The sequence below is a fragment of the Vibrio sp. OPT24 genome, from assembly GCF_015163545.1.
In the GTDB taxonomy this organism is placed as follows: Bacteria; Pseudomonadota; Gammaproteobacteria; order Enterobacterales; family Vibrionaceae; genus Vibrio; species Vibrio cyclitrophicus.
In genome coordinates this window covers 205,549-229,717 of record NZ_JADDYI010000049.1, presented here as the reverse complement: position 1 = coordinate 229,717, position 24,169 = coordinate 205,549, and the positions used below count along the sequence as shown (strand labels likewise).

At 44.5% G+C, this 24,169-nt stretch carries 17 protein-coding genes, 6 tRNA genes and 1 rRNA gene; 15 read left to right on the top strand and 9 right to left on the bottom strand.

Annotated elements, in window-relative coordinates:
- Together rrf and IQO02_RS13790 are read left to right on the top strand one after the other, a co-directional pair.
- Positions 1-97, top strand: a 5S ribosomal RNA gene (gene rrf / locus IQO02_RS13795); the annotation flags it as partial.
- A 106-nt stretch (positions 98-203) separates the two neighbouring features.
- Positions 204-294 (top strand) — tRNA-Ser (locus IQO02_RS13790).
- Positions 295-408: 114 nt separating this feature from the next.
- On the opposite strand, the gene ilvY is transcribed toward IQO02_RS13790, so the two are convergent.
- Positions 409-1,299 carry an HTH-type transcriptional activator IlvY gene (gene ilvY / locus IQO02_RS13785; protein ID WP_010433390.1) on the bottom strand — a complete coding sequence of 297 codons (891 nt, stop codon included), beginning with the start codon at positions 1,297-1,299 and terminating at the stop codon, positions 409-411.
- A gap of 146 nt (positions 1,300-1,445) precedes the next feature.
- Between ilvY and ilvC the strand changes: the two genes are divergently transcribed.
- Positions 1,446-2,930 (top strand): ketol-acid reductoisomerase, encoded by a 1,485-nt coding sequence (gene ilvC / locus IQO02_RS13780; RefSeq protein WP_010433392.1) that lies wholly within the window; start codon positions 1,446-1,448, stop codon positions 2,928-2,930.
- Positions 2,931-3,089: 159 nt separating this feature from the next.
- Here the strand turns inward: ilvC and ubiK are convergent, their stop codons facing one another.
- From ubiK to IQO02_RS13760, 4 genes are all read right to left on the bottom strand, one after another.
- Complete coding sequence (gene ubiK / locus IQO02_RS13775; protein WP_010433394.1) at positions 3,090-3,341, bottom strand: ubiquinone biosynthesis accessory factor UbiK; 252 nt, start codon at positions 3,339-3,341, stop codon at positions 3,090-3,092.
- A gap of 119 nt (positions 3,342-3,460) precedes the next feature.
- Positions 3,461-6,583, bottom strand: a complete 3,123-nt coding sequence (locus IQO02_RS13770) for a multidrug efflux RND transporter permease subunit (RefSeq protein ID WP_010433396.1) — start codon at positions 6,581-6,583, stop codon at positions 3,461-3,463.
- Between the two features lie 11 nt (positions 6,584-6,594).
- Positions 6,595-7,701 (bottom strand): efflux RND transporter periplasmic adaptor subunit, encoded by a 1,107-nt coding sequence (locus IQO02_RS13765; protein ID WP_010433397.1) that lies wholly within the window; start codon positions 7,699-7,701, stop codon positions 6,595-6,597.
- An 18-nt stretch (positions 7,702-7,719) separates the two neighbouring features.
- Complete coding sequence (locus IQO02_RS13760; RefSeq protein WP_010433399.1) at positions 7,720-8,301, bottom strand: TetR/AcrR family transcriptional regulator; 582 nt, start codon at positions 8,299-8,301, stop codon at positions 7,720-7,722.
- A gap of 180 nt (positions 8,302-8,481) precedes the next feature.
- Here IQO02_RS13760 and rep point away from each other — a divergent pair, with 180 nt between their 5' ends.
- A complete protein-coding gene (gene rep, locus IQO02_RS13755; RefSeq protein ID WP_010433402.1) occupies positions 8,482-10,500 on the top strand; it encodes a DNA helicase Rep in 2,019 nt (672 codons plus the stop codon).
- A gap of 95 nt (positions 10,501-10,595) precedes the next feature.
- Here the strand turns inward: rep and IQO02_RS13750 are convergent, their stop codons facing one another.
- Positions 10,596-11,009 (bottom strand): c-type cytochrome, encoded by a 414-nt coding sequence (locus IQO02_RS13750; protein ID WP_010433405.1) that lies wholly within the window; start codon positions 11,007-11,009, stop codon positions 10,596-10,598.
- A 297-nt stretch (positions 11,010-11,306) separates the two neighbouring features.
- Between IQO02_RS13750 and IQO02_RS13745 the strand changes: the two genes are divergently transcribed.
- From IQO02_RS13745 to IQO02_RS13695, 11 genes are all read left to right on the top strand, one after another.
- A tRNA-Arg gene (locus IQO02_RS13745) sits at positions 11,307-11,383 on the top strand.
- 48 nt (positions 11,384-11,431) lie between these two features.
- A tRNA-His gene (locus IQO02_RS13740) sits at positions 11,432-11,507 on the top strand.
- Between the two features lie 77 nt (positions 11,508-11,584).
- Positions 11,585-11,661 (top strand) — tRNA-Pro (locus IQO02_RS13735).
- A 45-nt stretch (positions 11,662-11,706) separates the two neighbouring features.
- Positions 11,707-11,782 (top strand) — tRNA-His (locus IQO02_RS13730).
- Between the two features lie 55 nt (positions 11,783-11,837).
- A tRNA-Pro gene (locus tag IQO02_RS13725) sits at positions 11,838-11,914 on the top strand.
- A gap of 1,134 nt (positions 11,915-13,048) precedes the next feature.
- The gene (locus IQO02_RS13720) at positions 13,049-14,776 is read left to right on the top strand and encodes a dipeptide ABC transporter ATP-binding protein (protein ID WP_010433407.1); all 1,728 of its coding nucleotides are present in this window, start codon (positions 13,049-13,051) and stop codon (positions 14,774-14,776) included.
- 94 nt (positions 14,777-14,870) lie between these two features.
- Positions 14,871-16,424 (top strand): ABC transporter substrate-binding protein, encoded by a 1,554-nt coding sequence (locus IQO02_RS13715; protein ID WP_016768241.1) that lies wholly within the window; start codon positions 14,871-14,873, stop codon positions 16,422-16,424.
- 182 nt (positions 16,425-16,606) lie between these two features.
- A complete protein-coding gene (locus tag IQO02_RS13710) occupies positions 16,607-17,584 on the top strand; it encodes an ABC transporter permease (RefSeq protein WP_010433413.1) in 978 nt (325 codons plus the stop codon).
- A gap of 2 nt (positions 17,585-17,586) precedes the next feature.
- Positions 17,587-18,525: an ABC transporter permease gene (locus IQO02_RS13705; protein ID WP_010433417.1), complete on the top strand. Its 939-nt coding sequence runs from the start codon at positions 17,587-17,589 to the stop codon at positions 18,523-18,525.
- A 187-nt stretch (positions 18,526-18,712) separates the two neighbouring features.
- On the top strand, positions 18,713-19,675 hold the full coding sequence (locus IQO02_RS13700; protein WP_016784110.1) for an SPOR domain-containing protein: 963 nt from the start codon (positions 18,713-18,715) through the stop codon (positions 19,673-19,675).
- Positions 19,676-19,876: 201 nt separating this feature from the next.
- On the top strand, positions 19,877-21,121 hold the full coding sequence (locus IQO02_RS13695) for an NADH:ubiquinone reductase (Na(+)-transporting) subunit B (RefSeq protein ID WP_010433422.1): 1,245 nt from the start codon (positions 19,877-19,879) through the stop codon (positions 21,119-21,121).
- Positions 21,122-21,197: 76 nt separating this feature from the next.
- Here the strand turns inward: IQO02_RS13695 and IQO02_RS13690 are convergent, their stop codons facing one another.
- From IQO02_RS13690 to IQO02_RS13680, 3 genes are all read right to left on the bottom strand, one after another.
- Complete coding sequence (locus IQO02_RS13690; protein ID WP_065107183.1) at positions 21,198-21,449, bottom strand: DUF6482 family protein; 252 nt, start codon at positions 21,447-21,449, stop codon at positions 21,198-21,200.
- 131 nt (positions 21,450-21,580) lie between these two features.
- Entirely contained in the window at positions 21,581-22,936 is a 1,356-nt protein-coding gene (gorA, locus tag IQO02_RS13685; protein WP_010433426.1) for a glutathione-disulfide reductase, read from the bottom strand.
- Between the two features lie 188 nt (positions 22,937-23,124).
- Entirely contained in the window at positions 23,125-23,964 is an 840-nt protein-coding gene (locus IQO02_RS13680) for a 23S rRNA (adenine(2030)-N(6))-methyltransferase RlmJ (protein WP_010433428.1), read from the bottom strand.
- Between the last annotated feature and the right edge of the window lie 205 nt (positions 23,965-24,169).

Genomic DNA, 24,169 nt, shown 5'->3' with positions numbered 1-24,169 from the left:
TGGACCCACCTGATTCCATGCCGAACTCAGAAGTGAAACACAATAGCGCCGATGGTAGTGTGGGGCTTCCCCATGTGAGAGTAGGACATCGCCAGGCTCCAAATTTATTTTCACTTTTTTAAAAGTGAAGACAAAAGGTATCGTTACTTGCATTAGCAATTAACAACATCATTAGTGTACTAATCTATTGATGACAATTTGTTGGAGGGATGGCTGAGTGGTCGAAAGCACCGGTCTTGAAAACCGGCAACCGTTAATAGCGGTTCTAGGGTTCAAATCCCTATCCCTCCACCACCATTGAAAAGCCCGCTGAGAAATCAGCGGGCTTTTTTCTTATATGTAATATAAACAAAAAGAGAAGAGCACTGACGTGCCCTTCTCTTTTTGTTTACTTGAACCTTATTATTGCTAGTCTGTTAAATATTTGCCCTCTGCAACTTGCCAGAATGCTCTTATTAGAGGGTTATCTAGCTGAGAGCGCTTACAACACACACCTAACTCAAATGGTTTGATTGGCTCTATCTTTAAGCGGTCTACTTTGTCTCGTACAGGACTGTTGTTGATGACGACATCTGGTGCAATACCCACTCCACAACCAAGAGCAACCATACTGACGATCGCTTCATGCCCTGAAACTTGAGCATAAATGTTCGGCTTTATCTTCATCTTTTTGAACCATGCGTTTGCACGTTCTCGGGCTGTCCCTGCTTCCGGGATGATAAAGGGTACTTCATTCCAGTTGGGCTTATCTGATTGCAGTTGCTGGCTAAAGCTACTCACGCCAGATGGAATGATGACTGACAGTGGAATATCGCTGATGGTCTCGAACTCTAACCTTGAAGGCAGGATATCTGGCTTCGCTGAGATCGCGATATCCGCCTCATCATTCAATATTTTATCGATGGATTGGGCTGGGTCACCAGTAGATAGCTTGAATTCAATATAGGGATGAATTGCCCTGAATTCAGTTATTAGCTCAGGAAGATGACTATAACTAGCCGTTACTGAGCAAAATATACGAATTTCTCCTTTAAGTTCCTGCTCTCCACCCTTTAGATGAAGGTTATATTGCTGCCACTCTCCAACAATGCTCAATGCAACAGGTAATAGGTGTTTGCCTGCTGGGGTGAGATCAACGCTGCGGTTGTCTCTGATAAGCAATTCTTGCCCCGTCTCCTCTTCTAGTTTTTGTACCTGACGACTCAGCGCTGAAGGACTGACGTGCATAGCAGCAGCGGTTTTGCTGAAACTCTTGCTATCACATAAATGTATAAATAATTGTAGAGATTTTATGTTCATGTTCTGCGATCGTTTCCATGTTGCATTTATTGCAATAACTAATTGTGAATATATCACTTTCAGCAACGGAGTGTCTGTTTTAGTATGAAGTCATTCGATAGAGAGATATCGACCTTACGGACTTATTTTTAAAGGAGTGCCCTAGAATGGCTAACTATTTCAATACATTAAACCTTCGTGAACAACTTGACCAATTGGGTCGTTGCCGCTTTATGGATCGTGAAGAATTCGCGACAGAAGCTGAGTATCTTGAAGGTAAGAAAATCGTAATTGTTGGTTGTGGTGCTCAAGGCCTAAACCAAGGTCTAAACATGCGTGATTCTGGTCTAGACGTATCTTACGCTCTACGCCAAGCAGCAATAGATGAAAAGCGTCAATCATTCAAAAATGCTGATGAAAACGGCTTTGTTGTGGGTAGCTACGAAACGCTAATCCCTCAAGCAGACCTAGTAATCAACCTTACTCCTGATAAGCAACACACAAACGTTGTTGAAACAGTAATGCCTCTAATGAAGCAAGGTGCTGCTCTTGGTTACTCTCACGGTTTTAACGTTGTTGAAGAAGGCATGCAACTACGTGATGATCTTACGGTTGTAATGGTTGCACCTAAATGTCCTGGTTCTGAAGTACGTGAAGAGTACAAGCGTGGCTTTGGTGTTCCAACACTGATCGCTGTTCACCCAGAAAACGACCCTAAGGGCGAAGGTTGGGATATCGCTAAAGCTTGGGCAGCAGGTACTGGTGGTCACCGTGCTGGTTGCCTAGAGTCTTCTTTCGTAGCGGAAGTTAAATCTGACCTTATGGGCGAGCAAACTATCCTTTGTGGCATGCTACAAGCAGGTTCTATCGTATCGTACGAGAAGATGATTGCTGATGGCATCGAACCGGGCTACGCAGGCAAACTTCTACAATACGGTTGGGAAACGATCACTGAAGCACTGAAGTTTGGTGGCGTAACTCACATGATGGACCGTCTATCTAACCCAGCTAAAGTTAAAGCGTTTGAGCTTTCTGAAGAGCTTAAAGACCTAATGCGCCCGCTTTACAACAAGCACATGGATGACATCATCTCTGGTCACTTCTCTAGCACAATGATGGCCGACTGGGCGAACGATGACGTGAACCTACTAGGCTGGCGTGAAGAGACAGGCGAAACGGCATTCGAAAATTACCCAGCTTCTGACGTAGAAATCTCAGAGCAAGAGTATTTCGACAACGGTATCCTAATGGTTGCTATGGTTCGTGCCGGTGTTGAGCTAGCATTCGAAGCTATGACGGCATCAGGCATCATCGACGAGTCTGCTTACTACGAATCTCTACATGAGCTTCCACTAATTGCAAACACGGTTGCTCGTAAGCGTCTTTACGAAATGAACGTTGTAATTTCTGATACTGCTGAGTACGGTAACTACCTATTCGCTAACGTAGCAACACCGCTACTACGTGAGAAGTTCATGCCTTCAGTTGCAACAGACGTAATTGGCCGTGGTCTAGGTGAAACATCTAACCAAGTTGATAACGCTAAGCTAATTGAAGTAAACGAAGCTATTCGTAACCACCCTGTAGAATACATTGGTGAAGAGCTACGTAGCTACATGAGCGACATGAAGCGTATCGCTGTAGGCGGTTAATCTTCTGCTCATAACTGGATAAAGATAGCCCTGAACATTTGTTCGGGGCTTTTTTATGCCCGCAACTATTTGCTTGTAAAGTTTTGATAGGTCGAGGAAAAATAAAGGCTTACCCGAAGGTAAGCCTTTATTCGAACTTGAACTGATGGAAACGAGCTATTATTTGTCTGAAAGCTTTGCTTCTAAATCAGCTAGCTTTTGTTCCATTTCAGTTAGCTTCTGGCGAGTGCGAAGCAGTACTTGTGTTTGAACATCAAATTCTTCACGGCTCACAACGTCTAGCTTGTTTAGTTGGCCTTGGATAACCTGGCGAACTTTTTGATCTACGTCTGAACCAAGCTCTTTTACTGGTTGAGGCATAGAATCGTGAATCTGCTTAGCAATCTGCTCTAGTTTTTTTGGATCAAACATATCAATTAAAACTCCTGAATATTTACCACTATTCTATTTAATCACACTTGAGATGTCGCCTATGGCGTATAAAAAAAGGCCACCGAAGTAGCCTTTTTATTGTTAATACGACTTAGCGATTACTTATTATCAGCTAATTCTCTGTGTGCTGCTTTTGCTTCATCGACGCGAGCTAGCTTTTCTAGGTCTTTGTCTTCAACAAATACAGGTAGAGGTTTGTGTTTTTCAGCCAAGTAGCTGTAAATCACTGGCAGTACAAATAGCGTGAAGATAGTACCAATCGCCAGACCAGCTACGATTACGATACCAATACTAAAGCGCTGAGCCGCACCCGCACCACTTGCGTACATCAGTGGGATTAGGCCGGCGATCATCGCAGCTGTTGTCATTAGAATCGGACGAAGACGAACCTTCGCAGCTTCCATTACTGCTTCAATACGAGTCTTGTGATGATGCAACTGTTCCTCTTTTGCAACTTCACAGATCAAGATACCGTGCTTGGTAATCAGGCCGACCAAGGTGATTAAACCTACTTGTGAGTAGATATTCATCGTTGCCGCACCCCAAGCCAGAGCGATTAGGGCACCACAGATCGCAAGTGGCACAGATACCATGATAACCAATGGATCTTTAAGAGATTCGAATTGAATCGCCAGTACCAAGAAGATGATAGCCAGTGCTAAACCAAAGGTCGCGTAAAGCGCGCTACCTTCAGTTACGTATTGACGTGCTTCACCCATGTAATCGTGGTTATAGCCACTTGGTAGCTTATTCGCCGCCGTGTCTTCAAACCACGCAATTGCATCACCCATTGCAGCGCCTGGAGCAGGTACCGCACCAATCGTAGCTGAGTTCAATTGGTTGAAGTGAGGAAGAGAACGAGGCTCTGCCACAACATCAATCGTAATCAAACTGCCAAGTGGTACAGCATTACCGTCCGCAGCACGTACGTAGTAGTTATTCATCGATTCTGGGTTCAAACGGAATTTACGTTCAACTTGAGGGATAACCTCGTAAGAACGACCATTCAAGTCGATACGGTTTACGTAGCCATCTGACATCATGGTACCAAGCGTGATACCGATATCTTGCATGGTCACGCCGTATGCGCCCGCTTTGTCTTTGTCGATGTGTACTTTCATCGTTGCTGAGTCATAGTTCAGATCGAGATCCGAGTATACGAACAGCGGGTTTGTCGCTACATCAGTCAAGATATCAGTGGTGATTTGGAACAGGCTCTCAAAACTGTTTGGCGTTGTGATAACAAACTGAATTGGAAGACCTGAACCTGCACCTGGTAGCTCTGGCATTTGGAATGCAGTAACTGCCATTCCAGGAACATCTTTCACCAAACTACCAACGCGGGTTGCTACGTCAGATTGACTTGCTTCACGCTCACTCCAAGGCACCATAGATGCAATACCAAACGCTTGGTTTGCATTAGGAACACCTGTGAACACCTGCGCGTAAGCTACTTCTGGCTGATCAGACAGAACCTTATTTACGTCGTTCATGGTATTTTGCATGAAGTCTAAGTTCGCGTTCGACGGCGCCGTACCCATCAACATGATCACACCTTTATCTTCTGAAGGTGCTAACTCACTTGGGATGAACTTAAATAGCATTGGTAAGCTTGCAAATACGATCACCGCAAAGCCAATGAATACTGGGCGATGGTTCATTACCGCGCTAAGCATGCGCTCATAACGGTTCGTCATGCCATCCAGTACGCTATGTACTTTCTGTTCAAACTTGCTTGGCTCAGCATGAGCTTTTAGCATTTTAGAACACATCATTGGTGATAGTGTTAGTGCCACGATACCTGATACAAAAACAGAACCCGCTAGAGTTAATGCAAACTCTTTAAATAGTGAGCCCGTGATACCACCCATCATCGCGATTGGAGCGTATACTGCGCCTAGCGTTAGGGTCATTGCGATAACAGGAACCGCAATTTCACGAGTACCGATGATCGCAGCACGGAAAGGTGACTCCCCGAGCTTAATATGTCGGTCGACGTTTTCCAGTACCACGATCGCATCATCTACCACCAGACCGATGGCGAGCACCATTGCCAGTAGTGTCATCAGGTTCCAAGAGAAGCCCATTGCCTGCATTACCATTGCCACACCAATCAAAGATAGTGGGATAGTAACGATAGGGATCAGTACAGCACGGAACGAACCTAAGAACAGAGTAATTACGATCAATACGATTAATGCAGCTTCAAGGATGGTTTTTATAACCTCTTGAATCGATTCGTTAATCGCAATTGTCGAGTCATACATCACGTTCATGGAAATGTTACTTGGCAAGTTCTTCTCTAACTGAGGGAGAAGTTCAAGTACATCAGCGGCAATGTTGATTGGGTTTGCACTTGGTGCTGCATTAATTGCTGCAACTACCGCTTCTTGGCCGTTGGCACTTGCACGGTAAATATCGTGGCTTTTCTCTAGAGAAACCTTAGCGATGTCAGACAGGCGAATAATCTCACCTTCACCACTTCTAACGACTAAGTTCTCTAGCTCTTCAGTGTTCGAAACTTGCGTGTCGGCACTGCCGTTATAAAGAACAAACTCACCTGTTGCTTGACCTGTCGCCGATTGGTAGTTATTCGCATCCAATACCGCCATTACGTCAGTTGCGGTAAGGTTTACTGCTGCCATTTTAGCTGGGTCTAGCCACACGCGTAGTGCGTATTTCATACCACCATATAGGTCAACTTTAGATACGCCATTTACCGTAAATAGTTGCGGGTTGATTACTCGCTCTAGATAGTCGGTAATTTGGCTCGACACCAACTCATCACTGGTAAAACCAATGTAGAGTACCGCCGTTGTTGAACCGGTAGACATAGTTACGGTTGGATCTTCGGCTTCTTTAGGAAGCTGAGAACGTACCGAGTTAGTCTTGGCCAGTATGTCAGACAGCGCCGCATTCGGGTCTGTGTTCAACTTCATGTTCACGGTAATCGTCGAGCTACCGAGTACAGAAGAAGAAGTCATATAGTCGATGTTATCCGCTTGGGCCACAGCCTGCTCGAGGGGCTGGGTGATAAAGCCTTGGATAAGATCGGCACTTGCACCGTAGTAACTCGTAGTTACGGTTACGACGGTATTCGTCATTTCAGGGTATTCACGCACCTGCATTTTGAAGATTGCTTGTAAGCCAAGCAACGCAATCAAAAAGCTGATGGATACCGCTAGAACTGGACGTTTAATAAAAACATCAGTAAAGCGCATTGGGCCTCCAGTTACAGCTTAGGTGTTTCAGATGGTGGAGTGATTGAATCACTTTCTACGATCTTAACTTTGGCACCGTTACTCAGACGTACTTGGCCAGAAGTTACAACCGTATCGCCAGCTTTAACGCCTTCAAGGATATGTGCGATATCTGCTGTACGTTCACCAACTTTCACAACATGTTGAGCAACACGTTGAACGCCGTCTTCTTCCGTTAGGATGTAAACATTGTCACCGTATAGAGTGAAAGTAATCGCCGTTTGCGGCAGGGTTACTTGGTTCTCTAGTTTAGGAAGAATGATGTTAGCGCGAGCGAACATGCCACTGCGAAGCTTGCCATCATTGTTTGGAATATCCGCTTGAACTTGGATAAGACCACTTTGGATGCTTACTGCAGGTTCAATAGCACTGATAGAGCCTTCAAACGGTTTTTCTGGGTAAGCATCAACAAAGATGTCGATAGCCTGGCCAACATTAATGCGAGAGATATCGGTTTGAGAAACCGTGAAGCGTAGGCGCATGACACTGGTGTCTTCTAAACGAACGATATCGGTACCCGATTGTAGGTATTGACCTAGGTATACGTTACGAATACCAACCTTGCCATCAAAAGGTGCGCGAATTTCACGGCGTTCGATCGAGGCTTTTAGGCTTTCAATATCAGCAGATAGAGAGAAGTAGTTTGCTTCTGCTTCATCGTACGCTTCTTTAGAAATAGAGCCTTTCTTGAATAGACCTTGGTAACGCTTGTATTTTGCTTTCGCAGCAGGCAAACGAGCTTCAGAACTCTTAAGGTTGGCTTTCTCTACGTCAGAATCAAGACGTACCAGTTGCTGACCACTCTTAACATCAGTACCCGATTCGAAAGAAATTTGGTCAATAACACCGCTGGTTTCGTTCGCTAGTGTCACACCTTGATTTGGTTCGATGAAGCCGATAGCTTCAATTACGGGAACCCAGTCGATCGGCTGAACTTCAGTTACCGTTACGGGAAACTCGGGTTCAGGGCGGTTGGCCATATACTCAGCAATTTTTTGTTGTTTGAACATGTTGAATCCAATAACGCTGCCAAAAAGCAATACAGCGATGAATAACATGAAGAAAGTCCACTTTTTCATTATGGTCAAAACTCCGATCTAGTGTTTAATTATTGCGTCCCAACTGGCTTCTATTGCAGCTTCTAGTGCTGCCTCGTCGAGTTGGTAAAATCCTAAAGAATGCTTTCGCGCTAGAGAGACACTAGCCGCTAAGCTCAAGCCGCTTAATACTTCATTATCAAGCGGTTTAAACAGTCCCTGCTCTTTACCTTCATTAAATAGCAGTTCAACTTGGGCAAACATTTTACGTTCCAGTTCCCTGAAGTTTAGGCTATTTGTAATAGGTAGAGAGTCATACTGAACCCGATTTTTTATCGCGGCTAAGTTCGTTCCCGCTAAGTTCCATATGTTCAACCACATAGTACGATAGCGTTGCTTAATTGGATCCGAATCATTAACCCCTTCTTGAACAGCATCAGCTACTCGTTGAGTCACGAGCACTCGAACATCATCGATCAAGTGATCTTTATCATCGAAGTAGCGATAGATAGTGCCTGCAGCTACCCCTGCTTCTTTGGCTAATTTTTGCATCGAAAGGCCTTGAAAACCGACCTCTGCAATGAGCTTTTCAGCAGCAGAAAGTATTTGTTGGCGTTTATCCTGAGGTGCATGAGTTGTCATCTTTCCATCACCAGTGAATGAACGTTCATTCATTATAGCCTAAGAACCATACATCTATGCAACAAAGTTTTACACAAATGACGTAAAAATCTTGTATAAGAGAACGTAGCATTCGTGCTATTGCAGCATTATTATAGGCGCGCAATTTAATTCGCCCCTCTAGACCAAATTGAGAATCAAATGAAACTGAATCCAAGACAAGATGAAGCCGTGAAGTATGTTTCTGGCCCCTGTTTAGTATTAGCAGGCGCTGGTTCAGGAAAAACACGTGTTATCACCAATAAGATTGCTTACTTGGTTCAAGAGTGTGGCTACAAAGCTCGTAATATTGCAGCGGTAACCTTTACCAATAAAGCGGCACGCGAAATGAAAGAGCGTGTAGGACAAACTCTAGGTAAAAATGAATCAAAAGGTCTGATCGTTTCGACCTTTCACACTATGGGTTTGACGATTATTCGCCGCGAATACAAAGCATTGGGTTTAAAAGCTGGCTTTTCTTTGTTTGATGATCAGGACCAGTTAGCTTTACTTAAAGAGTTAACCGAAAGGCAGATCGATGGTGACAAAGATCTACTACGCGCTTTAATGAGCACCATTTCGAATTGGAAGAATGACATGCTGACGCCTGATCAGGCCAAAGCACGAGCTCAAGGCGAACAAGAACAGCTTTTTGCATTCTGTTTTGAGATGTATCAGAAACAGATGAAGGCATACAACGCGCTCGATTTTGATGATCTGATTGCGATGCCGGTATTGTTACTGAAAACTAATCAAGAAGTCCGTGAGCGCTGGCAGTCTCGCATTCGCTATTTACTGGTCGATGAGTATCAAGATACCAACACCAGTCAATATGAGTTGGTTCGTTTATTGGTGGGAGAACGTGGTCGTCTGACGGTAGTAGGTGATGATGACCAATCTATTTACTCATGGCGTGGCGCAAAGCCGCAAAACTTGGTTTTGCTAGGTGAGGATTACCCGAACCTTCGTTTAATCAAACTAGAGCAAAACTATCGTTCAACCAGTCGAATTTTGCGTGCGGCGAACATCTTGATCGCTAATAACCCACATGTTTATGAAAAATCACTGTTCTCAGAGATCCCGGACGGTGAAAAGCTCAAGGTTTTGAATGCCAAGAATGAAGAGCACGAAGCCGAACGTATTACTGGTGAGATCATTGCCCACAAGTTTTTGAATCGCACAGATTACAAAGATTACGCAGTGCTTTACCGTGGTAATCACCAATCTCGCTTGATTGAAAAAGCCTTGATGCAAAACCGTGTGCCTTACAAGATCTCTGGTGGTACGTCTTTCTTTGCTAGAGCTGAGATTAAAGACATCATGGCTTACTTACGTGTGTTGGTGAACCCTGATGATGACAATGCGTTTTTACGTATTGTGAACACGCCACGTCGTGAGATTGGTCCGGTTACTTTAGAGAAACTCGGCAGCTACGCCAATATGCGTGGTAAGAGCTTGTTTGAAGCCAGCTTTGAGATGGGCTTAGAGCAAACGCTGACGGGGCGTGGTCTAGAAAACTTGCGCCGTTTCGGTGACTGGATTGTTCGTATCTCGGATAATGCAGAGCGTGGTAATACGGTTGAGGCCGTACGTTCTTTGGTTCGTGACATTAACTATGAAGATTGGTTGTACGAAACTTCGGCGAGCCCGAAAGCGGCTGAAATGCGAATGAAGAACGTCTCTGATCTTTACAGTTGGATAGTGGCTGATCTTGAAGGTGACAACTACGACAAGGAAGAGAAAACCCTACGCGAGGTAGTGCAACGTTTAACACTGCGTGACATGATGGAGCGTGGGGAAGATGATGACGATGCAGACCAGGTTCAATTAATGACACTGCATGCATCGAAAGGCCTAGAGTTTCCATATGTATTCCTGATGGGGGCAGAAGAGGGTATTTTACCGCACCAAACCAGTGTTGATGAAGGCAACGTAGAAGAAGAGCGTCGTCTTATGTACGTAGGGATTACTCGAGCGCAAAAAGAGCTGACCTTTACTAAGTGTCGTGAACGCCGTCAATATGGTGAATTGATTAAGCCAACACAAAGTCGCTTTCTTGATGAACTGCCGCATGATGATGTGGAGTGGGAAAGCGTTAAGAAGCCTCAATCCGCTGAAGAAAGAATGGAAAAAGGGCAGGCGCACATTGCGAATATTCGAGCGATGTTCAATAAGAAATAATGATCTACTTTAATAGCACTATATAAAAACCAATAAAAAGGTGACCATGAGGTCACCTTTTTTGAATTTGGCATTTTTAATTACAGATCGGTAAATTATAGACCGGCAATCATGTGCTCGATAGCATCTTTGATTTCGTCGTCTGAACAGTCCATACATGAACCTTTCGCAGGCATTGCATTAAAGCCGTTGATTGCGTGATTCGCTAGAATATCGCGACCTTGAGCAATACGAGGACCCCAATCACCAGCATCGCCTTTTTTAGGTGCGCCACTTACGCCAGATGCGTGACAAGCGATACAAAAGGTACCGTAAACTGCTGCGCCATCACGAGGGCCTGTTGGTTCCGCGGCTACTGGCTCACTGCCGACTAGGTATACTTGGCCAACTGGTTTGATGCGTTCAGCAATAGCATCTTGCTCTGCTTCGCTTAGGCCTGAAGCCATTGCACCAGTTGAAAAGGTTAAAACTGCGATGACAACGCTTAAAATTCGACGAGACATATCCATTAAACTCACTTTACATTCCCAAGGTAAGTACATGCTTACCAATTTATAGTGTTGGAAGGGTGTTTTGATTTGAGCAGCAAAGAGCAACTGTTAAACCAATGTAAATAATGGGTGATTATATCCCGATAAGTTGTTGCAATAAACAACAACTTATAAGCTGTAGCGGGTTGTAGTACTCAAATAAGGGGTTTATCACATATTAACTGTCGAAAAAGAGACCAAACAGAAAAAAAAGTTAAAAAAGTACTAGACGGCATTGGGTGATATACGTATTATTCCACTCCGCCGACAGGGCATGCGCCTGTAGCTCAGCTGGATAGAGCGTTGGCCTCCGGAGCCAAAGGCCGAAGGTTCGAATCCTTTCAGGCGCGCCATCCGGTCTCTTACTTCGGTAAGTGAGAATTGGCAAAAAAGAAACAATGGTGGCTATAGCTCAGTTGGTAGAGCCCTGGATTGTGATTCCGGTGGTCGCGAGTTCGAATCTCGTTAGCCACCCCATTTTTTCTTTACAAAATATCGGTAGCTTCGGCTTCCAGTGTTGATTCATTCTTCCCAAGAATCGATACAAAACTAGTCGGTGAATAGCGCAGCTTGGTAGCGCATCTGGTTTGGGACCAGAGGGTCGGGGGTTCGAATCCCTCTTCACCGACCACTATTTCAATAATCGCTTGTTAAGCGGTTATATAAAAAATTAGTGGTGGCTATAGCTCAGTTGGTAGAGCCCTGGATTGTGATTCCGGTGGTCGCGAGTTCGAATCTCGTTAGCCACCCCATTAATTTTGGTAGCTTCTTTGAAGTTTCCAGTTTGAGAAATCAAACGAAACATCTCGGTGAATAGCGCAGCTTGGTAGCGCATCTGGTTTGGGACCAGAGGGTCGGGGGTTCGAATCCCTCTTCACCGACCACCTTAAGAAAGCTCATCAGAAATGATGAGCTTTTTTTCTATCTGGAGAAAAGATAATGGTGTATTCGGGGGCTGGAAGCCCAGTCGCATCAAATCCTTCTTCACCGAGCACCTTTAAGAAAGCTCATCAGAAATGATGAGCTTTTTTTCATCTGTAGATCACTAGATTGGAACCCAAGTGGGTTTCACCTGATGTTCAAAGAATGTCTCTTCACCGATCACTTAAGAAGCCTCAACTAGCCGTCCGCGTCAGAAATGACGGGGCTTTTTTACGCCTGGAATTTAGATCATTTGAGACCAGAGGGCTGGATCGCCAGTCCGCAGGAAGCCCTGCCGCGCCGTTATTCATTAACCTGCTATTTAAGGTTATGAACTTACCTATTTCGAAAAGTTGTCTGTGATCGTACTGGTAAAATGTACTTTCGTATTAAATGAGCATGCTGTCATGTCTTTAATTATTACGTCTTTATAAATATTTTCTCTATAAAATCATTAGATCTATATCTAATTTTATATAAATTGATTGCTCAATAATTCGACAAATTAATGGGTTTGGTCTAAGTGTTTTTATGAAAAGAGAAATCTAACCCTAGATTTGCTCTCTAAGGTCTATATTTGACAGATTTCTTCATATTAAATAGCCTAAAATCGTCTCTAATTTTATAAGCCTCTTATTTTACTACTTTACATTTATCACACTTATCTTGATGGTGGAAAGTGTGGCTTATTACTATGTATCTAGTTGTTTTATTTGTATTATTTAAATAATCCAGCATTTGTTTCTATAGTGTTAATTGTTTTTTGGAATAATTATTTGTTTTAAATGACTAATAGTGAGATCTGCTTTGAACGATTGGTTTCAGTCTACAAGTAAGTTGTAGTAAGGGATTTGTGAGTATTTCTCACCATGAGTATGATGTTGATTTTTATTACTATATGCTCTTTTTTTGAATAGTTATGTAGTGCTTTTGCTTGCCAGGCGTTTAATGTCGACTTTTTATCCTATTTTTGTTGCTTTTCTGTGAATTATTTGCCAAATTGTCAACCGTATAAAATATCAGAACAATATTCTGGTAAGAATGGATTCAATTTTGCAGACAGGGCAGAAAGCTGCCAAAGCAGTAGAGGTCTGGTAATGTCACTTTTAGAAGTAAAAAATCTTCGTATCGAATATCCATCTCGTCATGGAGTTCACGCCGCAGTTAAATCACTTTCGTTCAACATTGAACGTGGTGAGATCGTTGGCGTTGTAGGCGAATCTGGTGCAGGTAAATCAACAGTGGGTAATGCTGTTATTGATTTACTGAGCCCTCCTGGCCGTATTGCTAGCGGCGAGGTGTTTCTGGATGGCGAAAAAGTTTCGGGTTTATCTCCTGAGCAGATGCGCTCTGTTCGCGGCTCAAAGATTGGATTTATCTTCCAAGACCCAATGACTTCTCTTAACCCTCTATTCACAGTAGAACAGCAGTTAAAAGAGACGATTCATGCCAACATGAAGGTTTCGGATCAAGAAGCCTACCAGCGTTCACTAGACTTGATGAACCAAGTGGGTATCCCACAACCAGAAAACCGTTTAAAGCAGTACCCACACCAGTTTTCTGGCGGTATGCGTCAGCGTGTTGTTATCGCGATCGCATTGGCAGGTGAACCTGACTTAATCATCGCAGATGAACCAACAACCGCACTGGATGTTTCTATCCAAGATCAGATCTTGGGTTTGATTCGCGACCTATGTATTAAGAAGAACGTAGGTTGTATGTTGGTCACGCACGATATGGGTGTTGTATCTAACGTAACCGATCGTGTAGCCGTGATGTATCGTGGTGATTTGGTTGAGTTTGGCCCAACGGCGAAAGTCCTTGGCACTCCTGAGCATCCATACACACACAGCCTTATTTCAGCGGTTCCGCGTTCAGATCGTAAACTCGATCGTTTCCCTACAGTGAGTTACATCGAAGAAGCACACGAGATGGAACCACTGGATGTGAAAAACCACTGGTTGGGCCAAAGCCAAGATCACCGTGATTACACGGGGCCTTTGTTGAACGTTGAAAACGTGAACTTACGTTTTACGACTAAAGATTCATTCTTCGAAAGCCGTCGTGAATATGTTCAAGCGTCAAACAACGTCAGCTTTGAAGTGCATGAAGGTGAGACGTTTGGTTTGGTGGGTGAATCTGGTTCGGGTAAATCAACGATTGCTCGTGTGATTGCTGGCTTATACGCACCGAACTCAGGCAAGGTAACCTTTGAAGGTATTGACCTTACCGGTCTTAAATCTGAAAAAGAGCGTCGCCCTATGCGTCGCCAAATGCAGATGGTTTTCCAAAATCCGTATACATCAATGAACCCTCGAATGAAGATATTCGACATCATTGCTGAACCTATCCGTTTCCATAAGCTAACTCGCAACGAAAATGAAACTCGTCAGATCGTTAACGACCTGCTCGATCACGTTGGTTTGGGCCAAATGGCAGGGGTTAAGTACCCGCACGAATTCTCAGGTGGCCAACGTCAGCGTATCTCTATTGCTCGCGCTCTGGCAACTCGTCCTCGTCTTCTGATTTGTGATGAACCTACCTCGGCGCTGGATGTGTCAGTACAGGCTCAAATCCTTAATCTATTGAAAGACCTGCAAGACGAGCTCAATCTGACTATGCTGTTCATCAGTCATGATTTACCGGTTATTCGTCAAATGTGTGATCGTGTTGGCGTGATGCAAATGGGCGAACTATTGGAAGTTGCGCCAACTGAGCAGTTATTCCAATCGCCTCAGCATGAATACAGTAAGCACCTAATTTCTTTAATGCCTGAGTTTACGGGCTTAAGAGAAGAAAAAGCAGTGGCAAAAGCCGCAGTATAAAAATCAGCAGGCTGGAGTTTAGCTTGCTAAAAACAATAAACAGACGCAAATACAACAACTAGGGATCTGGATTCCCGCATGAAGGAGTTATGCAATGAAAACCATGAAAAGCAAATTAGCAGTAGCTTTGATGGCAGCTGGCCTAAGCTTTAGTGCAGCAGCAGCAGATATTACCGTTGGCTACGCAGCTGACCCAGTATCACTTGATCCGCACGAGCAGCTGTCTGGTGGCACACTGCAAATGTCTCACATGGTGTTTGACCCTCTAGTACGTTTTACACAAGAGATGGATTTTGAAGGCCGCCTAGCATCTAGCTGGGAGCGTGTTGATGAAACGACTTTCCGTTTCAACCTACGTAAAGGTGTGAAATTCCACTCTGGTAACGAACTGACAGCTGATGATGTTGTGTGGACTTTTGAACGTCTACAAGCTTCTCCAGACTTTAAGTCTATCTTCACGCCATACGAGAAAATGGTAAAAGTGGATGACTATACAGTTGAGCTAGTATCAAAAGCGGCTTACCCACTAGTACTACAAACAGCAACTTACATCTTCCCAATGGACAGCAAGTTCTACTCAGGCCAAACAGCTGAAGGTAATGACAAGTCTGAACTAGTTAAGCACGGTAATTCGTTTGCTTCGACTAATGTTTCAGGTACTGGTCCATTCATCGTTACGCAACGTGAGCAAGGCGTTAAAGTTACGTTCGAGCGTTTCAATGATTACTGGGATACAGAAACGGATGGTAACGTAGACAAGCTAACACTTGTGCCAATCAAAGAAGACGCAACGCGTGTTGCAGCACTTCTTTCTGGCGATGTAGATATGATTCACCCTGTAGCACCAAACGATCACAAGCGTGTTAAGAACGCTAAGAATATCGATCTAGTAACGCTACCTGGTACTCGTATCATTACGTTCCAAATGAACCAAAACAGCAACGAAGCACTGAAAGATGTGCGTGTTCGTCAAGCAATCGTTCATGCGATTAACAATGAAGGTATTGTTAAGAAAATCATGAAAGGTTTCGCGACAGCTGCTGGTCAGCAAAGCCCAACAGGCTACGCGGGTCACAACGAAGATTTAGTTCCTCGTTACGATCTGAAAAAAGCGAAAGAGCTGATGAAAGAAGCGGGCTACGAAGATGGCTTTACACTAACTATGGCAGCGCCTAACAACCGTTACGTGAACGATGCGAAAGTAGCGCAAGCGTCTGCGGCAATGCTGTCTAAGATTGGTATCAAAGTTGATCTTAAGACGATGCCTAAAGCACAGTACTGGCCTGAGTTTGACCTATGTTCAGCAGACATGATGATGATCGGTTGGCACTCAGACACAGAAGATTCAGCGAACTTCAATGAGTTTCTAACAATGACTCGTAACGAAGAGACTGGTCGTGGTCAATACAACTGTTCTGGCTACTCAAACCCAGAAATGGATGCGATTGTAGAAGCTTCTAACACCGAAACTGATCCAGTTAAGCGTTCTAAGATGCTGAAAGGCGTTGAAGCAACACTTTACAACGATGCAGTATTCGTACCTCTACACTGGCAAAGTGAAGCGTGGGGCGCGAAGTCTAACGTTGGTGCTGCAGACATCGTAAACCCAATGGTTATGCCTTACTTCGGCGACCTAGTTGTAAAATAATCTAGCTTGCTAGAATCGAGAGCCTGAAGTTTTTCAGGCTCTCAATATTATTAAGATATAGATTTAAGTTTCGGTATTTGGTCTTCCTTCAGTCTGGCTAAATACCTTTTTTAAGACTGAATTTTTTTGTTGTCTAATCGCGGATTTCGATTAGATAGTCATGGATAGATAAGGGGCAAGGAATGGTTACGTTTCTGGTCAAGCGCCTGTTTCAGGCACTGATAGTGATGTTTGTGATCAGTTTGGTGGCGTTTGCCATTCAGGATAACCTGGGCGACCCGTTACGTGAGTTAGTCGGTCAATCTGTTTCAGAGTCGGAGCGTCAAGCGCTACGTGATGAACTCGGCTTAAATGATCCCTTCGTTACAAAATACTCTCGCTTTATAGGCGCAGCCCTACAAGGTGATCTTGGTACTTCATATTTCTTTAAACGCCCTGCTGTGGACGTAATTCTAGATAAACTGGTCGCGACACTGGAGCTCGTGTTCGGTGCTTCTCTGATCATTGTTTGTCTGTCGATTCCATTAGGCGTTTATTCTGCAATACACCCAAAAAGTTTCTTCACTAAGCTTGTGATGGCCGGTAGTAGTATCGGTATCTCTGTGCCTGTTTTCTTAACTGCAATCATGCTGATGTATGTGTTCTCTATCGAGCTAGGTTGGCTGCCATCATTTGGACGTGGTGAGACTGCAAACTGGTTTGGTTGGGAGTCTGGCTTCTTAACACTAGATGGCCTTGCACACTTAGTTCTGCCGAGTATTGCTTTGGCATCTATCATGCTGCCGCTGTTCATTCGTCTAGTGCGTTCTGAAATGCTAGAGGTTCTTAGTTCTGAATACATCAAGTTTGGTAAAGCAAAAGGCCTAGCGCTGAACAAGATTTACTACCAACACGCTTTGAAGAACACAATGTTACCTGTACTAACGGTAGGTGGTGTTCAAATCGGTACTATGGTGGCTTACACCATTCTTACTGAAACTGTATTCCAGTGGCCGGGCACCGGCTTCCTATTCCTTGAAGCGATTAACCGAGTGGATACACCATTGATTACCGCATACGTTATCTTCGTTGGCTTGATCTTCGTAGTAACGAACACCATTGTTGATTTGCTTTACGGCATCATTAACCCAACAGTGAACATTACAGGGAAAGGAGCATAATCATGGAACAAACAACAACAGCTCCATCTCGTTGGGAGCGATTCAAGCAGTCAGACATTCTGTACTACTTCTTACGCGATAAAGTGGCTATGTTCAGCTTCGCCATCTTCGCCGCCTTCCTTGTGATGGCATTAGCGGCACCGATTTTAGCCCCAATCGATCCATACGACGTGACGTCTATCGATATCATGGATTCAGAACTGCCACCATCTTGGATGGAAGACGGTGAAGAACGTTTCTTACTGGGTACTGACGAGCAAGGTCGTGACATCTTATCGACTATGCTTTACGGCTCCCGCTTATCACTGACCATTGGTTTCTTAGCGGTTGGCCTTCAGTTGACTCTCGGTATCATTATCGGTTTGTCTGCGGGTTACTTCGGTGGTCGTATTGATAGCTTCCTGATGCGTTTTGCTGATGTTCAACTTTCATTCTCAACCATGATGGTTGCGATCATTGTCTCAGCCATCTTTAAGGCAAGTTTCGGCAGTGACTTCTACGCGCAATATGCCGTTGTTATGCTGGTGGTGATCATCGGTATTGCAGAATGGCCGCAGTATGCTCGTACCATTCGTGCATCGGTATTGGCAGAGAAGAAGAAAGAATATGTTGAAGCGGCACGTGTGATGGGCTTTAGAGCGCCTCGCATCATGTTCCGTCATATTCTACCGAACTGTTTATCACCGATCTTGGTTATCTCTACGGTACAGGTGGCAAATGCCATCATGTCAGAAGCGGCACTTTCTTTCCTAGGTTTAGGCCTTCCGGTAGACCAACCGTCACTGGGTGCCCTAATCAGTACTGGTTTTAACTACATTTTCTCAGGAGCATGGTGGATCACAGCATTTCCTGGTGTGCTTTTGGTAACATTAGTTCTAGTTATTAACCTACTAGGCGACTGGTTACGTGACGTGTTTAACCCTAAAATTTATAAAGGGTGATAGCTCGGTTTGATTTTTAGCAAAAAAAGTCACTAAACTAAGAGCCGTAAGCAATTACGGCTCTTTTTTTGCTTAATGGATCTGGAACTTAGTATTATTGATAGTGTCAATGATACTTAAAATGGAATTCATGTTTTATCGACATTGATTCGGTAATAATTAACCCGTGAGGGTTTAAGTGGTGGTTATGAAATTGACAATGAATGCTGTATGTCGTGCTGTGATGAGAAATTATCGTATGGGGCTTATCGCTGTATCTCTTCTGGTGTCGAGCCAAGTTAATGCAGAATCGGTACTATGCGATGCCACTCAAGCAAGCACCAATCAATTACCACAGCTAGAACAATCATGTCCGATCGGTAAAGGTGTATGGGGCAGCAAAGCGCCTAAACGTCATTCAGATAACGAACTGTTTTGGGTTCAATGTGGTTTGCTAAATAAGCCTTTGTCACTGAACCGAGCGAAGCCTCTATATGAAAAGATCTCAACTAACGTATGGATGAAGCCTGAGGGTGGCGATTATCGTTGTTTGATTGGTCCTTACTCTACATTTTCGGATGCGAGAAAAGACTTAGCTCAAGTACGCAAGGTGTCTGGTTATGGTGAAGCCTTTATTCGTATGGTTGATAAGTCTAAAACCTCATCACAGCCTGTCGTTGCAAAACCAGCAGAGTCAAAAGCTGTAAAGCCTAAGGCTCCTGTAAAAGTAGAAGCTAAACCTGCGCCGAAACCTGTGGCGGTTAAGCAAGCGGCTGCGGTAACGAGTGCTGCCGCTATTCAGACGCTACCAAGCGGTAATGCGAGTACAGACAACGATCTAGAAATCGAAATTCGCGTGACAGCCAATGTGTCGGGCAACCAATATGCTATTCCTTACCTCCTAGACCATCAGCAGCAGTTCTATATGGAGCAAGGCAAGCCTTGGAGCCGCCTCGATTACGGTAGCGCTGAATTAGTCTGCAATAAGGTCAACATGAAGCTGATGACTGAAAAACAGTGGCAGAGTATTTTGGGTTCAAAAGTCATGGAAAAACAGAATTGGCCAATGCACTTACCTTATTGGGGGGCAGGCAAGAAGGGTCTGTTTACCAATGGTAATGTAAACCAATTGAAAGGGTCTTCATTGCTTAATGTCATGTGCGTTAAATAAGTAACCTAAAGTAAGACTAAATGAGCCTCAGCTATCGCTGGGGCTTTGTTATTTATGAACCTAACTTTCTCATATTGGTTTTGTTCTTGAATGTTGGTCAGTTTCTTGAATACGAACTTGATTAAAAATCGCTAAAAGTTGTTCAAATTGAGCGTTTGATGCGTAGAAAACCATAACTCAAGCAATAAGGTGATTGAGATTATGAGTTTTAAAAAACGTTTAGAAGATGTGGCACCGCAATTTGAAGCCGGAGGTAAGTACGAAAAACTCTACCCAGTGTATGAGGCGTTCGCGACGATATTTTACACGCCTGGCAATGTAAACCGAGGGTTGACCCACGTTCGAGATAGTATCGATCTCAAACGAATCATGATTCTGGTGTGGCTAGCGACCTTCCCTGCCATGTTCTGGGGCATGTATAACGTCGGGCATCAGAGTGTTTCGGCACTCACATCCAGCTATCAACTGAGTGAGCTCACTTCGGTTATCGAGAGTAGTTGGCGCTTGTCTTGGGCATTTGGTGATGCGCCATCATTAATGGCAAGCGGTTGGGGCAGCCAGATGTTTTTTGGGGCGCTCTATTTCCTTCCTGTTTATGCCACGGTTTTTGTCGTTGGTGGTTTTTGGGAGGTACTGTTCGCGGTTGTTCGCAAGCACGAAGTCAACGAAGGCTTTTTCGTGAGTTCGGTTTTATTTGCCTTAATTCTCCCGCCGACGATTCCACTATGGCAAGCCGCATTAGGCATCACCTTTGGTATCGTTGTTGCTAAAGAGTTGTTCGGTGGTACAGGACGAAACTTCCTTAACCCTGCGTTAGCTGGGCGGGCTTTCCTCTATTTTGCTTATCCAGCCAACATGTCGGGTGGGCTTGTGTGGGTCGCGGCGGCTGATGGCTATTCAGGGGCGACACCACTCAGTCAGTGGTATGAGGGAGGCAGTACCTCTTTAATCAACAACATGACTGGCGAGACAATAACTTGGATGGATGCGTTCATCGGTAATATTCCAGGATCGATGGGGGAGGTTTCTTCGCTATTAATTATGCTTACGGGGTTGATGCTCATTTTCATGAAGATAGCGTCTTGGCGTATTGTTGCCGGGGTTATCATCGGTCTTGTGGTGACCTCTAGTTTGATGAACTGGATCGGCTCTGATACCAACTCGATGTTCTCGATGCCGTTTTACTGGCACTTTGTGTTGGGTGGTGTTGCTTTTGGTACTTTCTTTATGGCAACCGATCCAGTTTCTGCCGCGTTTACCAATCAGAGTAAGTGGGCTTACGGGATCTTGATTGGTGTAATGACGGTCGGCATCCGAGTGCTCAATCCTGCTTATCCAGAAGGCATTATGCTCGCTATCTTGTTTGCTAACTTGTTCGCACCATTGTTCGACTTTGTTGTGAAAGAGCAAAACATCAAGCGAAGACAAAAACGCACAGCTCGATAAGAAATATGACCCAAAAGAAAAAGGCTTGCACTAGTGCAAGCCTTTCTATTTTTATCACGATTGATTTGAATTTGATTCAACTCCATTTCAAATCAATCTCGAATGGTTGGGTATTACCACAATGCTCACCACACATCTCGTCGTAGGCACTGTTGTGAACCAACATTGCCGATGCTACGCCTCGATCGCTAAAGTGGTCGCGCGCTTGGTTAACACTTAAAAACCTCATTGGGTGCTGTTGGTCGTTTTTGATTAACTGCTTTTGCTCGCCAATAATTTGGTAAGCCAAGTAGATCCCGCCTTCAAATGATTCAATTAGTAGATTCATCACAAACTCCATTGCTGTTCTAGATAGGTCAGTATCTGTGTTACGTGGAGTTGAGGGGTAAGGTTCAAGAGTGGACATAAAAAAAGCAGGCACAAGGCCTGCTTTTAAGAGATATCAACAAATAGTGTTGATTATCTCATCGTTACGAACTCTTCGCTGCCCGTTGGGTGAATCGCCACAACAGAGTCGAAGTCTGCTTTGGTTGCGCCCATCTTCATTGCAACGCCGAAGCCTTGAATCATTTCATCAACAGTGAAACCGATGCCGTGTAGGCCAACTACAGTCTCTTCTTCGCCAGCACATACTAGTTTCATCTTACAAGGTTGACGGTGCTTGGTTACTGCTGTGTACATTGCCGTGAAGCCCGACGTGTAAACCTTGATGTTGTCTTTGCCGTATTGCTCTTCAGCTTCTTGAGTCGTTAGACCAATTGTACCGATAGGCGGGTGGCTGAATACAACAGTAGGAACTAGCTTGTAGTCCATCTTCGCGTTTGTTTGGCCGTTGAATAGGCGCTCTGAAAGCTGACGACCTGCTTTAACAGCGACAGGTGTTAGCTCGATACCGCCTTCCATTATGTCACCAACACAATAGATGCCAGGAACGTTAGTCGCTTGGAACTCGTCTACCTTGATGTAGCCACGATCGTTAGTCTCAACGCCAGTAGATGCTAGATTGATAGCGTCAGTCGCTGGGTGGCGACCGATCGCCCAGATTAAGTGGTCAACGTTTTGAGTGTTGCCGTTCTCTAGGTGTAGAGTCAGCGTACCGTCCGCTTCTTTCACCACTTCTTTAGGCACGGAGTGCGTGTGAAGTGTTGGACCTTCTGCTTCCATTACTTCTACTAGCGTTTCGATGATCATTGGATCAAAGCTACGTAGTGGAGATTCTTTACGGCAGAACAGATGTGTTTCTGTGCCAAGTGCACTTAGTACGCCTGCGATTTCTACTGCGATGTAGCCTGCGCCGATTACAGCAACACGCTTAGGTTGCTCCATCAGATCGAAGAAACCGTTTGAGTCGATGCCGTATTCTGCGCCTGGGATGTTTGGAATTGTTGGACGGCCACCTACCGCGATCAGGATGTGATCCGCAGTGTAGTGTTCACCGTTTACTTCAACGGTTTTCTCGTCAACAAACTTAGCAAAGCCTTTGATTACGTTTATTTTGTTGTTACCCAAAACGCGATCGTAAGACTCGTGGATACGACCAATATATGCTTGGCGGTTTTCAACTAACTTGCTCCAGTTGAAGCCTTTTACTTCAACGTCGAAGCCGTAATCTTCAGAGTACAGGTTGATCGCTTCAGCAACTTGAGCGCCATGCCACATTACCTTTTTAGGAACACAACCAACGTTTACACAAGTACCACCAAGGTCTTGAGCTTCGATAAGTGCAACCTTTGCACCGTGCATTGCTGCGCGGTTTGCTGATGCGATGCCGCCTGAACCGCCACCGATACAGATGTAATCAAAATGAGTCGCCATTACTTTCTCCATTTATTGAAGGCTGTGGGTACAGTGATCGCACTGAACACCTACGTCCTATAGATTCTTAAATTGTCTAATTATTATATTGAGGGCAGATCGGTTGAACTCAATCTCCCTGTTTAAAATTTATTCGTGTATGTCACAATCTACTGAATATTCGTCAGATCATGACGTTAAGTTCGAGATTATTCGGGTACGATCCACTCTACTTTGAAGTGACCGGTTGCCGGCGCAATTGCTTCCTTCAAGAATGGAAGAATTTCGTTCATTTGGCTTTCTAGCTTCCAAGGCGGGTTGATAACAATCATGCCTGATGCTGTCATGCCACGCTCGTTGGTATCTGGTGATACGCCAAGTTCGATTTGTAGAATCTTGTTGATACCTAAGCCTTCAAGTCCTTCGATCATGTCTTCGATATCACAGCGGTTTACTACCGGGTACCAAATTGCGTAGATACCGGTTGCCCAGCGCTTATGGCTTTGAGCAATCGCCGTCACCACATCGCGATACTCTTTTGCCAGCTCGTAAGGTGGGTCGATAAGTACCAAACCACGACGCTCTTTTGGTGGCAGGCTGCCTTTTAAGCGTTGGAAGCCATCTTCTTTGTAGATAGATACCTGACGATCGCGGTGGAACTCTTGCTCAAGCAGAGGGTGATCGGCAGGGTGAAGCTCGGTCAGTACCATGCGGTCTTGATCGCGCAGGTGCGCGCGGGCAACACGTGGAGAGCCCGGGTAGAAACGCAGTTTTTCGCCATTGTTGAGTGCTGAGATAGACTCAAGGTAGCTTTGAATGTCTTCAGGAAGTTCTGTTTGTTCCCAGACGCGTGCAATACCTTGTTTGTATTCGCCCGTTTTTTCAGACCATTCATGCGTTAAGTCGTAACGACCTACACCAGAGTGAGTATCATGATAAACAAAAGGCTTATCCTTCTGTTTCAAAGAATTAAGAATAAGGCTCTGTACGATATGCTTTACTACGTCGGCATGGTTGCCTGCGTGGAAGCTGTGGCGATAACTTAACAAATTAAACTCTCGTAACACTCTCGAATTAGAGTGTGGTTAGTGTAGGTGGGGTTAATCAGACTATTATAACCCTCAATGGACCATAAATTCTCGATCAATTCAGGAACAGTCGTTCGCAATATGCAGTTAGTTATTGGTTCTGCTATTGAAATTTGCCTTCATGGGCACTATTTAATAACTATTCGCAAGTGATTTTTTAGGGCGA